General features: G+C 63.0%; 13 protein-coding genes and 1 pseudogene. 9 read left to right on the plus strand and 5 right to left on the minus strand.

The genetic code is table 11. From position 1 onward, the window contains the following. Positions 1–709 (minus strand): MFS transporter (locus tag AC1DUU_RS00680; RefSeq protein ID WP_476781478.1); only part of this gene is annotated, 709 nt, incomplete at its 3' end. A gap of 104 nt (positions 710–813) precedes the next feature. Further along, positions 814–2034: pseudogene (locus AC1DUU_RS00685) on the minus strand (MFS transporter). A gap of 160 nt (positions 2035–2194) precedes the next feature. On the opposite strand from AC1DUU_RS00685, the gene AC1DUU_RS00690 reads away from it, so the two are divergent. The 3 genes from AC1DUU_RS00690 to AC1DUU_RS00700 all read left to right on the plus strand — a co-directional run bounded on the left by AC1DUU_RS00690 (position 2195) and on the right by AC1DUU_RS00700 (position 4084). Next, complete coding sequence (locus tag AC1DUU_RS00690) at positions 2195–2836, plus strand: TetR/AcrR family transcriptional regulator (protein WP_476781518.1); 642 nt, start codon at positions 2195–2197, stop codon at positions 2834–2836. A 66-nt stretch (positions 2837–2902) separates the two neighbouring features. Further along, entirely contained in the window at positions 2903–3829 is a 927-nt protein-coding gene (locus tag AC1DUU_RS00695) for a histone deacetylase family protein (protein ID WP_476781479.1), read from the plus strand. A gap of 3 nt (positions 3830–3832) precedes the next feature. Beyond that, on the plus strand, positions 3833–4084 hold the full coding sequence (locus tag AC1DUU_RS00700) for an exodeoxyribonuclease VII small subunit (RefSeq protein ID WP_476781480.1): 252 nt from the start codon (positions 3833–3835) through the stop codon (positions 4082–4084). Between the two features lie 12 nt (positions 4085–4096). Here AC1DUU_RS00700 and AC1DUU_RS00705 read toward each other — a convergent pair whose 3' ends face one another. Continuing rightward, positions 4097–4486 (minus strand): winged helix-turn-helix transcriptional regulator, encoded by a 390-nt coding sequence (locus AC1DUU_RS00705; protein WP_476781481.1) that lies wholly within the window; start codon positions 4484–4486, stop codon positions 4097–4099. A gap of 83 nt (positions 4487–4569) precedes the next feature. Here AC1DUU_RS00705 and AC1DUU_RS00710 point away from each other — a divergent pair, with 83 nt between their 5' ends. The 6 genes from AC1DUU_RS00710 (at position 4570) to AC1DUU_RS00735 (ending at position 10424) form a co-directional block, all read left to right on the plus strand. Next, positions 4570–4941, plus strand: a complete 372-nt coding sequence (locus AC1DUU_RS00710) for an MAPEG family protein (RefSeq protein WP_476781482.1) — start codon at positions 4570–4572, stop codon at positions 4939–4941. A 94-nt stretch (positions 4942–5035) separates the two neighbouring features. After that, positions 5036–5302: a DUF2277 domain-containing protein gene (locus AC1DUU_RS00715; RefSeq protein ID WP_476781483.1), complete on the plus strand. Its 267-nt coding sequence runs from the start codon at positions 5036–5038 to the stop codon at positions 5300–5302. Positions 5303–5355: 53 nt separating this feature from the next. Further along, positions 5356–6276, plus strand: a complete 921-nt coding sequence (locus AC1DUU_RS00720) for a pirin family protein (RefSeq protein WP_476781484.1) — start codon at positions 5356–5358, stop codon at positions 6274–6276. Positions 6277–6354: 78 nt separating this feature from the next. Then, the gene (gene dxs / locus AC1DUU_RS00725) at positions 6355–8268 is read left to right on the plus strand and encodes a 1-deoxy-D-xylulose-5-phosphate synthase (RefSeq protein ID WP_476781485.1); all 1914 of its coding nucleotides are present in this window, start codon (positions 6355–6357) and stop codon (positions 8266–8268) included. 144 nt (positions 8269–8412) lie between these two features. Beyond that, positions 8413–9186 carry a TlyA family RNA methyltransferase gene (locus AC1DUU_RS00730; protein WP_476781486.1) on the plus strand — a complete coding sequence of 258 codons (774 nt, stop codon included), beginning with the start codon at positions 8413–8415 and terminating at the stop codon, positions 9184–9186. Then, the gene (locus tag AC1DUU_RS00735) at positions 9183–10424 is read left to right on the plus strand and encodes a class I SAM-dependent RNA methyltransferase (protein WP_476781487.1); all 1242 of its coding nucleotides are present in this window, start codon (positions 9183–9185) and stop codon (positions 10422–10424) included. The genes AC1DUU_RS00730 and AC1DUU_RS00735 overlap by 4 nt, the downstream gene beginning before the upstream one ends. 27 nt (positions 10425–10451) lie before the next feature. Here AC1DUU_RS00735 and tldD read toward each other — a convergent pair whose 3' ends face one another. Continuing rightward, positions 10452–11864 (minus strand): metalloprotease TldD, encoded by a 1413-nt coding sequence (gene tldD / locus AC1DUU_RS00740; RefSeq protein WP_476781488.1) that lies wholly within the window; start codon positions 11862–11864, stop codon positions 10452–10454. Positions 11865–11951: 87 nt separating this feature from the next. Then, on the minus strand, positions 11952–12464 hold the full coding sequence (locus tag AC1DUU_RS00745; RefSeq protein ID WP_476781489.1) for an invasion associated locus B family protein: 513 nt from the start codon (positions 12462–12464) through the stop codon (positions 11952–11954). Positions 12465–12701 lie beyond the last annotated feature (237 nt).

Below are 12701 nucleotides of genomic sequence, written 5' to 3' on the forward strand. Positions count from 1 at the left end.
GCAGTGCAGTAACTTCGGCGGTGCCGAAGATGGCGCCGATGGCGATCAGGGTCAGCACCAGAATTTGGACGGGACCAAGCCAGATCACGGATTGGCCGTCTCCGTGGTCCTGTGCGTGCACCTGCGGTTCGGTTGAGCGCTGGGCGGCAAAGAGCAGGCTGCCCACGGCGAGCATCACGGTCGCGACGAGAGGACCGGCCTCTGGGAAAAAGCCGACGCTGAGGCCGATGGCAACGATCGGGCCGGTCATGAATATCACTTCGTCCATGATCGATTCGAATGCGAAGGCCGTGTGCAGATGTGGCGTGTCGCGATAGATCTCGGTCCAGCGCGCGCGCACCATGGCGCCCATGATCGGCGCTACGCCTGCGAGTATCGCGAAGGCGAAGAGCACCCAGGTGGGCGCGTCGTAGCGCGTCGCGAGCATCAGCCCGGAGAGGGCAATCACTGCCATGGCAGCACTCGGCAGCAGGATGCGGACCTGGCCATAGCGATCGATCAGCCTGGCGACCTGCGGTGCGATGACGGCACTGGAAAGGGCAAAAGCGGCGGCGACGGCGCCGGCCAACCAGTACTCGCCACGGGCTTCGGACAGCATGGTCACAATGCCAAGCGTGACCATGGACATCGGCACGCGCGCGACGAAGCCGGCAGCCGAGAATGCCTTGGCGCCGGGGGCCTTGAAGATTTCGCTATAGGGATTACGCATGGAAGTCACCCGGGGGACGGAGATAACTGAGATTTCGAAGGCGGCGTAGCCGCCAGATGCGGCGGCTCATTGGTGCTGTCGGGAGGCCTGGAATCCAGTGGGCCTCATTCCGCGGCTTGTGGTGTGGGCTGCGGTAACTCGACCTCGTGTTCGCCCGCAAGCGTATTCTGGCCCAGAAGAACGATCACAAGGGAAATCGTGCCTGCGGCCACGGATACCCAGAAGCCGTTCTGCGCACCGAAATTGTCGACCACCCAACCAGTTACGAACGCACCCAGCGCCATGCCGATGCCCATGCCGGCCATCACCCAGGTGATACCCTCGGTCAGCATGTCTTCCGGCACTCGCCGTTCGATCAGGCCGAAGGCCATGATGAAGGTCGGCGAGATCGCCACGCCGCTGAAGAAAATGGCGAGTGCGAGCAGCGGCACCGTGTCGGCGACCAGCAACGGCAAGGTGGTCAGTGCCACGATGGCGATCGAGATGGCGAGCAGGCGCTGTTTCGGTGCCTTGGGGTTCAATGCGCCAACAATCAGGCCAACGACGAGGGAACCGGCTGCGTAGACGCCAATGACGAGGCTGGCGGCGGTCGGCTGGCCAAGTTCCTTGGTGATCGCAACGGCGGCGACCTCAGCGGCGGCGAAGATCGTACCGATGAAGACAAGCGCCAGCGTGATGATCTGAACGGGTCGCAACATGATCGCCGAGCCGCCGCTTGCACGTTCCGGGTCCCTGCCCCTGGGTTCGCTGGACCGTTGCAGGATGAAGGCTGCCATGCCGAGGGCCAGGAACAGCGTGCTGGCCAGCATGCCGGCTTCCGGGAACAAGGCAACGCTCAGGCCGACGGAAAGCGAGGCGCCGGCGATTTAGACCATTTCGTCGGCGACCGATTCAAAGGCGAAGGCCGTGTTGAGTTCCGGCCGATTGCGGAAGATTTCGGTCCAGCGCGCCCGAACCATCGCTGGCACGCTTGGCATGGCCGCCGCCAGGAAGGCCGAGACGAACAGCGTCCAGGCCGGCCAGTCATAACGTGTTGCAATGAGCAATGTGACAAAGGCGATGACGGAGATGATCGTGGTGGGTACGGCCACGGCAGTCTGGCCGAGACGGTCGATCCGGCGAGAAATCTGCGGGGCGGCAAAGGCATTGGTCAAGGCGAACGTGGCCGCGACGGCGCCGGCCAGCCAATATTCACCACCCGCCTGAGACAGCATCGCGACTATGCCGATGGGGGCCATGGCAATCGGCAACCGGGCGATGAAGGCGGCCGCTGCGAAGCCTTTGGCTCCCGGGGTTCTGAAAATCTCACCATAAGGATTGTGCATCGGAGCACTCCTGGCAATTTGAGGGTCTGCCACTTACATACGCGGCGTATGTGAAGGAAATAATTGCATACGTCGCGTATGTCAATTACCATACGCTTCGTATGTGAAGAAAAATACGCGGCGTGTGTGAAGGCGGCGCGGCAAGGAATGAGCGATGAAGATGGCGCACAAACCCCGCAGCGAGATGATTGCTGAAACACGTGCCAAGTTGATTGCTGCCGCGCGGCGGGCATTCGCGACGATGGGCTACGCGAACGCATCGATGGACGATTTCACCGCCGAGGCGGGGCTCACGCGTGGCGCGCTCTACCATCACTTTGGAGACAAGAAGGGCCTGTTCGAGGCCGTCGTGGCCCAGATCGACCATGAAATGTCGCTACGCCTCAGCGCCATCTCCGCCAGGGCCAGGACCCGCTGGCAGGGCTTCGTCGACGAGAACATCGCCTATGTCGAAATGGCGCTGGAACCGGAAATTCAGCGCATCGTGTTGCGCGACGGCCCGGCAGTCCTCGGTGATCCGGCGCAATGGCCCAATGCCAACGCCTGTATCCTGGCGATCACGAAGAACCTCGCTGCGCTCAAGGAGGAGGGCGTCATACGTGATATCGACCCGGAAGCGATGGCGCGGCTGATCAGTGGCGCTTCGCTGTACGCAGCGCAGTGGATCGCCACCTCCGAGGACCCCGGCGCGACGTCTGAGAAAGCGGTGAAGGCTTTCCGAGCGCTCATGGAGGGGCTCCTGCTCAACGGCCAGCCCCCAATTGAACTTCACTTCTCCTCGGTCGGCACCGGCATCACGTAGCCGATTTCCCCAGGGGTTTGACAGGTACTGCATGGTTTGGCCGGCCATTGCTGATAAGGTGGGGTGATGACCACCCGGCTCTATTCCCATCCCATCTATCTGGAGCACCTGACGACGCCAGGGCATCCCGAGCGTCCCGACAGGCTGCGTGCCATCGAGCGCGCGCTCGACGACGAGCCCTTCGAAATGCTCGATCGTGCCGAAGCACCCATGGGAGACGAGCAGACGATTCTTTCCGTTCATCCCGAGAAATTTGTCGAAGACATCCGCCGGCGGGTGCCCACGGAAGGGTTGGCTACGATCGACGGCGATACCACGCTGAGCCCGAAAAGCTGGCAGGCGGCTCTCACGGCGATCGGTGCTGCAAAYGCCGCCGTCGATGATGTCTTCTCCGGCAAGATCGACAACGTCTTTGTCGCCTYGCGCCCACCGGGCCATCACGCCGAAAAGACCACGGCGATGGGTTTTTGCCTGTTCAACAATGCGGCGATTGCCGCGCGCTACGCCCAGCGCAAGCACGGTGCCGAGCGGGTAGCGATCGTCGATTGGGACGTGCATCACGGCAACGGCACCCAGGACATCTTCTGGGACGATCCATCAGTGCTTTATTGCTCGACGCACCAGATGCCGCTGTTTCCCGGCACCGGCGCCAAAAACGAGACCGGGGCGGGCAACATCGTCAACGCGCCGCTCGCGCCGAACACCGGCAGCGATCATTTTCGCGAGGCGATCCGCACGCGCGTTTTGCCCGCTCTCGAGCGTTTCGCGCCCGACCTGATCATCATCTCAGCCGGCTTCGACGCGCATCACCGCGACCCGCTGGCCGAGATCAATCTGACCGAGGCCGATTTTGACTGGGCGACCGGCCAAATGATGGATAGTGCTGCAAGCCATTCCGGCAATCGCCTTATCAGCCTGCTGGAAGGTGGCTACGATCTTCACGGGCTGGCCTTTTCGGTGGCCGCCCACGTCACACGCCTGATGAAAGGATGAACCATGGCCGCTGAGCCCAATGACGAAATCAAGGCGATGAGCTTCGAACAGGMGTTGGCCGCACTGGAAAAGATCGTCGACGATCTTGAGCGCGGCGACGTGCCGCTCGACCAGTCGATCAAGATCTATGAGCGCGGCGAGGCGCTGAAGGCGCATTGCGACCGCCTGTTGAAGGCAGCCGAAGACAAGGTCGAAAAGATTCGCCTGTCGCGCGACGGCAAGCCGGTTGGCACCGAACCGCTCGACGCGGAGTGAGCGACATCCCGTTCAGTCCGTTGATCCCCCGCCATGGCCCGTAAAATCGTCGGGCCGTGCCGCATAGAAACGTTCCGGTGCTGCCCAGCGGTCCGGTAGCTGCGTTTCACCCCAGCGGGCAAGCTCTTGCAGGGCGGGAATAAGTGCCGCCCCTTTCGCCGTCAGCGCATAGGCGCCCCGGGTTGCGCCTTGGCGTGATTGTGCCTGCACGATGAGGCCGGCGTCTTCCAGACGGCGCAACCTTTCCGCCAGGATATTGGTCGAGATCTTTTCCGGCGTTGACAGGAAATCCGAATAGCTGGTCGCGCCCATCACCATCGATCGAATTATCACAAGGGACCACTTGTCGCCGACGATGTCGAGCGCCGAGGCGATGGGGCATGCGGAACGGAACTGGGTCATCACCACAGGATGGATTTTAACTTGCAAAATGCAAGTGAAAAATGATTAGCTGACCGGGCAAAGTCCGGTTGGGAGGGAAAGCCATGCTGCCGATAACGTCGACGACCGCCGCGCTCGCGGCTGTAGCTCTGGTCGTCATGAGCATTGCGGTAAGCCTGCGGCGCAAGAAGGTCGGGGTTAAGATCGGCCTGAGTGAGGACACCACCTTGATGCGGCGCATCCGTGCCCAGGGCAACTTCATCGAATATGTGCCGCTTGCCCTGATCCTGCTCGCGCTGGCCGAATATCGTCAGACCCCGGTGGCGATGCTGTGGGCCATCGCCGGGTTGCTGGTTGTTGGCCGTTGCCTGCACATTGCGGGGATGATGACGGGAAGGACGCCGTTGAGCGCGCCCGGCATGGTGGGAACCTACAGCGCGCTTCTCCTTGGCGCGGGCGCCCTGATATTTGGGTGACACGTGTTCRCACCGGCAGGCGCTCAGCTTGACCTCGTGGCACATTGCGCCCAGTTATGAGGTGCCCAATTGGTGGAAAGCCCGGGAGCAGGCGATGTGCCGCAACATCAAGACATTGTTCAATTTCGATCCGCCGGCAACGCATGACGAGATCCGCGACGCCGCACTGCAGTTTGTCCGCAAGCTGAGCGGTTCTACAAAACCCGCAAAGAAGAACGAAGAAGCGTTCAACCGCGCGGTCGACAGGATCACTGATGCAGCGCACGACTTGCTGCACTCGATGGAAACGCACCAACATCCGCGCAATCGCGAGGAAGAAGCCGCCAAGGCGAAGGCACGCTCGGCTCTGAGGTTTGCCTGAGTGTTGTGCTACGCTTGGTGACATTCGCGCTCCTAGCGCTCTAGGATATGGCCATGAGCTTTTTTCCCGCACCCGACCCAACGCCAGGCGATGCTTTTTCCTGCGACGCCATCGAACTGATGGTCATCCCCAACGCCAAGGACATCGACGGCTTCCAGGTCCGCCGCGCTTTGCCGACGGCCAAGCGCCGACTGGTCGGGCCGTTCATCTTCTTCGACCGCATGGGCCCGGCGATCCTGCGTGCCGGCCACGCGCTCGATGTGAGGCCGCATCCGCATATCGGGCTTGCGACCGTCACCTACCTGTTTGACGGCAAGATCAGGCACCGCGATTCGCTCGGCACCGAGATGGTCATCGCGCCGGGCGACGTGAACCTGATGACGGCGGGCAGGGGCATCGTGCATTCCGAGCGCACGCCCGAGGAACTGCGCGGCGCGCCGATGTCGGTGTCTGGCCTGCAGACGTGGCTGGCCCTGCCTGACGGCAAGGAAGAGGTAGCGCCGCTGTTTGAAAATACTGGCTACGCCGACCTGCCGATATTTGCTGCCGACGGCGCCACCGGTCGCCTCATCATCGGGGACTTCAAGGGGCTGCGCTCGCCTGTGCGGGCGGCGTCCGACACGCTTTATGCCGACATTTCGCTCGCGCCCGGTGCAAGGATCAAAATCCCTGCCGATGCCGAGGAGCGCGCCATCTACACGCTCAACGGCGAGCTCGACATTTTGGGCGACCGTTTTCCGCCCGAGCGGCTTTTGGTGTTTCGGCCCGGCGACGAGATCGTCGTTGGCTCTGAGACCGGTGCGCATTTCATGCTGTTCGGCGGCGCGTCGCTGGGTTCCAAGCGCTACATCTGGTGGAATTTCGTCTCCTCGTCGAAAGAACGCATCGAGCAGGCCAAGAACGAATGGAAGACCGGGCGCTTCGATATCGTTCCTGGCGACGAGGAAGAATTCATTCCGCTGCCTGAAAGCTGAGCCGCGTCACCTCCACGCATTTACTTTCGCAGCCCGTGGACGTATCTGCCAAAGGTTAATTGATGTTAGTGCTGAGTGATGAACGCAAAACCTGAAACGCCCCTTCTGGACAAGGTCCGCCTGCCGTCCGACCTGCGCGCGCTCGATGAGAGCCAGCTGCCGCAACTGGCCAGCGAGTTGCGGGCCGAGTTGATCGACGCGGTGTCGCAGACGGGTGGCCATCTGGGTGCTGGCCTCGGCGTGGTCGAGCTGACGGTTGCGTTGCATTATGTCTTCGACACGCCTGACGACCGCATCATCTGGGACGTCGGCCACCAGGCCTATCCGCACAAGATCCTGACCGGCCGACGCGACCGCATCCGCACGCTGCGCCAGGAGAACGGTCTCTCCGGTTTCACCAAGCGCTCCGAGAGCGAATACGATCCTTTCGGTGCTGCGCACTCGTCAACCTCGATTTCCGCAGGCCTCGGCATGGCGGTCGCGCGCGACCTCAGCGGTGGCCGCAACAACGTCATTTCCGTTATCGGCGACGGCGCCATGTCGGCCGGCATGGCCTATGAAGCGATGAACAATGCCGGTGCGCTCGACGCGCGCCTGATCGTCATCCTCAACGACAATGACATGTCGATCGCACCGCCGGCGGGCGCGATGAGCGCGTATCTGGCGCGTCTCGCATCTGGCCGCACCTATGCCGGTGTGCGCGAGCTCGGCAAGAAGCTGACCTCATATCTCGGCCGCCGCGTCGACCGTGCGATCACCCGTGCCGTTGAGCATGCGCGCGGCTTTGTCACCGGTGGCACGCTGTTTGAGGAGATGGGCTTTTTCCACATCGGCCCGATCGATGGCCACAATCTCGAGCATCTGATTCCGGTGCTGAAGAACGTCCGTGACAATGGCACCGGCCCGGTGCTGATCCATGTCGTGACCCAGAAGGGCAAGGGCTACGCGCCCGCTGAAGCTGCCTCCGACAAGTACCATGGTGTCAACAAGTTCGACGTCATCACCGGGGCCCAGGCCAAGGCGCCTGCCAACGCGCCTGCTTACACCAAGGTGTTTGCCGAAAGCCTGCTCCAGGAAGCGCGCGCCGACGACAAGATCGTCGCCGTCACTGCCGCCATGCCTTCGGGCACCGGCCTTGATCTTTTCGGCGAAGCGTTTCCGTCACGCACATTCGATGTTGGCATCGCCGAGCAGCATGCGGTGACGTTTGCCGCAGGCCTGGCCACGGAAGGCTACAAGCCGTTTGTTGCGATCTACTCGACCTTCCTGCAGCGCGCCTACGACCAGGTCGTGCACGACGTCGCCATCCAGAAGCTGCCGGTTCGTTTCCCGATCGACCGAGCCGGGTTTGTCGGCGCGGATGGGCCGACCCATTGCGGCGCCTTCGATACGACCTATCTCGCCTCGCTGCCTGACTTCGTCGTCATGGCAGCCGCCGATGAGGCGGAGTTGCGCCACATGGTGCGCACGGCCGCCGAATATGACGAAGGCCCGATCTCGTTCCGTTATCCCCGGGGCAACGGCGTCGGTGTCGACATGCCCGAGCGCGGCTCGGTGCTGGAGATCGGCAAGGGCAGGGTGGTCAAGGAAGGCACCAAGGTCGCACTGCTGTCGTTCGGTACGCGCCTCAAGGAATGCCTGCTCGCCGCCGAGGAACTCGGTGCTGCCGGCCTGTCGACAACTGTCGCCGACGCGCGCTTCGCCAAGCCGCTGGACGAGGATCTGATCCGCCGCCTGGCGCGCTCGCATGAGGTGCTGGTCATGGTCGAGGAAGGCTCGGTCGGCGGCTTCACCAGCCAGGTGCTCGATTTCCTCGCCCGCAACGGTCTGCTCGACAACGGCCTCAAGGTGCGTGCGCTGACGCTGCCCGACAGCTTCGTCGACCACGCCAATCCCGACAAGATGTATGTCGATGCCGGCCTTGATTCAGGCGGCATCGTGCGAGCCGTCTTCGCAGCGCTCGGCAAGTCGGCCCACGCCGTCCGCGCCTGAGCATTTCGAGTGAGCGCTTGCCTTGCAGGCGCGCATTCGCCATTGAAAGCCATGGAAATCTCAAGGCAAGCCCGCGCATCGGCCCGGAAATCGAAATCGATTTCCGGAAAGCACGATGCGCAGATACAAGACGTTGGAGCCCCTTTGCGCGTCCAATCGGACGCGCAGCGCTCCGGGACCAGCCTGCGGCTCGACGAATTGCTCGTCGGCCGCGGTTTGTTTGCGAGCCGCTCGCGCGCCCGCGATGCGGTGGCACGCGGTGCTGTAGCAGTTGATGGCCAATTGGCCAAGAAGCCCGGACAGACCGTAGCCGCCGACGTGGTCATCGACGTTAATGATCCGGCCCAGGCCTATGTCTCCCGGGCGGCGCTCAAGCTGATTGCCGCGCTCGACCATTTCGGTTTCGATCCTGCAGGCAGCCAGGCGCTTGATGTTGGCGCATCGACCGGTGGTTTCACCCAAGTGCTGTTGGAACGCGGCGCAACCCAGGTCGTGGCGATCGACGTCGGTCATGGCCAGATGCACCCGATGCTGCGGGGCGATCCGCGCGTGACGTGCCTGGAAGGGCTCAACGCCCGCAATCTGACATCAGATGATCTTGGCGGTCGGCAGCCTGATTTCCTGGTTTCGGATGTCAGTTTCATTTCGTTGCGCCTGGCCTTGCCCAATGCGCTCGATCTGGCAGCTACAGGCGCCAAGGGCGTCTTTCTGGTCAAGCCGCAGTTCGAAGCCGGGCGCGAGGCGATCGGCAAGGGCGGGCTGCTCAAGAATACTGAAGATGGGCCGCGCATGGCTGAAGAATTGCGACTGTGGCTCGACGCCATTCCGGGCTGGCGCGCGCTCGGTATCTGCGCCTCGCCGCTCGAAGGCGGTGACGGCAACCGCGAATATCTGCTCGGTGGAGTGAAAGACCAATGACGACTCGTTTCGAGATTGCGCGGCTGGGCGCGCATGGCGACGGCGTCGTCGATGCCAATGGCGGGCACATCTTCATCCCGTTCGCGCTGCCTGGGGAGACGGTGACCGCAGCGCGCGAGAAGGACCGCGCGCAGCTGCTCGCGATCATCGAGCCGTCACCTCAACGAATCGAGCCCGCTTGTCGCCATTTCACCGAATGCGGCGGCTGCGCGATCCAGCATCTTGAAGACAGCGCCTATCGCGACTGGAAGCGCGGCCTTGTGGTCCAGGCGCTGAAGGCGAGGGGTATCGAGGTCCCGGTTGGCGATCTGATTGCCTGTCCGCCGCATAGCCGGCGCCGCGCGGCCTTTACAGCACGCAACACCGAAACCGGACTGCATCTCGGCTACAACCAGGCGTTTTCCCATACCCTCGTCGACATCGAGGAATGCCCCGTCCTTCTGCCGGAAATCGTCGAGGCGAGTGCTGTCCTGCGTCACCTGGCCGGCATCATCGCCAATACGTCGAAGCCCTTCAGGTTCCTGATCACCGCGACTGAATCCGGTTTCGACGTGGCGGCTGCCGATTGCGGTAAGCCGACCGAAGCGATCCGCCGTGCCGCGACCGATTTTGTCATCAAGTCCAAGATCGCAAGGCTCTCCATCGACGGTGAGATCATCGTCGAGCCGGTCAAGCCGATGCTGACCTTTGGTGCAGCGACAGTGACGCCGCCGCCGGGCGCATTCGTCCAGGCAGTGGGCGAGGCCGAGGGTGCGATGGCGGCACTCGTGACCGGCCATATGCGCAAGGCCAAGAAGGTCGCCGACCTCTATTCGGGCTGCGGCACCTTCGCGCTCAGGCTCGCGGCTAACTCCGAGGTTCACGCGGTGGAGGGCGACGCGCCGGCATTGGCAGCGCTCGATCGCGGCTTCCGCTTCGCCAATGGCTTGAAGCGCGTCACAGTCGAGCGCCGCGACCTCGACCGGCGTCCGCTGACCTTCAAGGAGCTGAACGCTTTTGACGGCATCGTCTTCGATCCGCCGCGCGCCGGTGCCGAGGATCAGTGCAAGCAGATTGCCCGCTCGGACGTGCCGATGGTGGCCGCCGTCTCCTGCAATCCGGCGACGCTCGCACGGGACCTGCGCATTCTCATCGACGGCGGTTATACGCTAAAGGCTGTGACGCCGATCGACCAGTTCCTCTGGTCGCATCATGTCGAGGCCGTAGCCCTGCTGGAAAAGCCGAAAAAGAGGCGGTGAAGGCGCGCCCAGCGCGCCTTGCCGACCTTAAACCCGCGTGCCGCCGACCGTCATCTGGTTCATCCTGAGATGCGGCTGGCCGACGCCGACAGGCACGCCCTGGCCGGCCTTGCCGCACATGCCGATGCCGGTGTCGAGCTTCATGTCGTTGCCGACCATCGAGACCCGGTGCATCGCGTCCGGGCCGTTGCCGATCAGCATCGCGCCCTTGATCGGCTGGGTCACCTTGCCGTCCTCGATCATGTAGGCTTCGGTGCAGCCGAATACGAACTTGCCCGAGGTGATGTCGACCTGACCGCCACCGAAGGATACGGCATAGATGCCGTTCTTGACCGAAGCGATGATCTCTTCCGGCGTCATGTCGCCTGAGGTCATGTAGGTGTTGGTCATGCGCGGCATCGGCTGGTGCGCATAGGATTCGCGGCGGCCGTTGCCGGTCGCCTTCATGCCCATCAGCCGCGCGTTCTGGCGGTCCTGCATGTAGCCGACAAGCTTGCCGTCCTCGATCAGCACGTTGCGGCCGCTCGGCGTGCCCTCGTCATCGACGGTGAGCGAGCCACGGCGTTCGGCGATCGTGCCGTCATCGACGACGGTGACGCCCTTGGCCGCGACCTGCTGGCCCAGCAGGCCGGCAAAGGCCGAGGTCTTTTTGCGGTTGAAGTCGCCTTCGAGGCCGTGGCCGACGGCCTCATGCAGCATCACGCCCGGCCAGCCGCTCGACAAGACGATGTCGAAGGTGCCGGCAGGGGCGGGGATGGCCTCCAGATTGACCAGCGCCTGGCGAAGTGCTTGGCCGGCCGCATCCTTCCAGCTTTCCTCGGTCAGGAACTCGTCGAAGCTCTTGCGTCCGCCCGCGCCGTATGAGCCGCTTTCCTGGCGGTCGCCGTCGCCGACGACAACAGAAATGCTCATGCGCACCAGCGGGCGGATGTCGCGCACCACCTGGCCGTCGCCGCGCAGGATCTCGACATGCTGCCACGAAGCGGCAAGCGATGCCGTGACCTGGCGGACGCGCGGATCCTTGTCGCGCAGCCACGAGTCAATTTCCTGCAACAGCTTGGACTTGGCCTCGAAAGAGGGCGAGGAAATCGGGTTTTCCTCGCCATAGAGATGAGAGTTGGTGCGTGCGGGGGCTGCGGCAAGCGTGCCGGAATAGCCGCCTTTGACTGCGGAGACCGCGTCGGCGGCACGCAGCAACGCCGACTCCGAGAGGTCGCTCGAATGCGCATAGCCGGTTGCCTCGCCGGCAACGGAGCGCAGGCCAAAACCCTGGTCGGTGTTGAAGCTGGCCGTCTTCAGCCGGCCATTGTCGAACATCAGCGCTTCGCCCTCGCTATATTCGAGGAACAATTCGCCGTCGTCGGCGCCCTCGATCGTCTCGGCGACGATCTGGCGTACGCGGTCTTCTGATATGTCGAACTGGCTGAGAAGGCTGGTCATGGCGCGTCGCCTCATATGCAAGGTGAATGTGTTCACCCCGATGTAGGCGACGCGAGGGCTCCGGACAATGTCTCCGGCGCCAAACGCTTACGGCAGCGCGGCGAAACCTTCGCCAAAGCCGTTAAGGTCGACTGGGATGCCGATGCCTTCTTCGGGGGTCTGGAAGACGATGAAGGTGGCCGATTTGCCTGTTTTCAGCGTGTCGAGCAGTGTCTTGTCGAGGATCACCTCGGCATAGCAGCCGTCCTGGAAGCAGCGCACGAAATAAGCGCGGCCGATGTCCTTCTGGTCGACATTGAGGCCGAGGCCGTTGGGCAGGAGCACGCCAAGCGGGGCGAGCACGCGCAGGATCTCGGCCTTGTTGTCGGCGGTGCGCAGGATAACCACCGACAGCCCCATCTCCGGGCGGTCTTCGGCGATGACGTTTTGCATCATCACGCATTGTTCGTTGGTGGCACCCGCGGGCGTGTCGCAGATGATCGACCAGGCGCCATGGGTGGACTTTACCGTGCCGCTTTGCTGCGCGCCGGCCTGCATGGGAACCACGCAGGCAGCGGCGACCAACACCTTCGCCAAGGTTTTAAACAGCCCAGACTTCATCACGGCTCCATTGCGAATCACGACAATTTAGGTCGTGCAGGCAGCAAGTAAATAACAAGACAGCGCCATCGCCATCCCGCAATCTAAGGTTTTCCAGACATTCGAGCCCAATTTGGCCCGAATTGCGACGCCTTTCCAGGGCATGGCAGCACAAAGCGGGCGAATAGCCGCTCCGCCTGCGCGTTCTTCAACTAGCGCCAAACGCGTCGCGGCGCCAGCCTCTGTGCCTGCGCGCAA

Source organism: Aminobacter sp. P4_H6_2 (genome assembly GCF_056400805.1).

What these genes read in the sequence shown, in the direction of transcription:
- AC1DUU_RS00690 (WP_476781518.1), top strand. Translation starts at nt 2,195, where the DNA reads ATGGCGCACAAACCCCGCAGCGAGATGATTGCTGAAACACGTGCCAAG.
- AC1DUU_RS00705 (WP_476781481.1), bottom strand. Translation starts at nt 4,486, where the DNA reads ATGACCCAGTTCCGTTCCGCATGCCCCATCGCCTCGGCGCTCGACATC.
- AC1DUU_RS00710 (WP_476781482.1), top strand. Translation starts at nt 4,570, where the DNA reads ATGCTGCCGATAACGTCGACGACCGCCGCGCTCGCGGCTGTAGCTCTG.
- AC1DUU_RS00715 (WP_476781483.1), top strand. Translation starts at nt 5,036, where the DNA reads ATGTGCCGCAACATCAAGACATTGTTCAATTTCGATCCGCCGGCAACG.
- AC1DUU_RS00720 (WP_476781484.1), top strand. Translation starts at nt 5,356, where the DNA reads ATGAGCTTTTTTCCCGCACCCGACCCAACGCCAGGCGATGCTTTTTCC.
- dxs (WP_476781485.1), top strand. Translation starts at nt 6,355, where the DNA reads ATGAACGCAAAACCTGAAACGCCCCTTCTGGACAAGGTCCGCCTGCCG.
- AC1DUU_RS00735 (WP_476781487.1), top strand. Translation starts at nt 9,183, where the DNA reads ATGACGACTCGTTTCGAGATTGCGCGGCTGGGCGCGCATGGCGACGGC.
- tldD (WP_476781488.1), bottom strand. Translation starts at nt 11,864, where the DNA reads ATGACCAGCCTTCTCAGCCAGTTCGACATATCAGAAGACCGCGTACGC.
- AC1DUU_RS00745 (WP_476781489.1), bottom strand. Translation starts at nt 12,464, where the DNA reads ATGAAGTCTGGGCTGTTTAAAACCTTGGCGAAGGTGTTGGTCGCCGCT.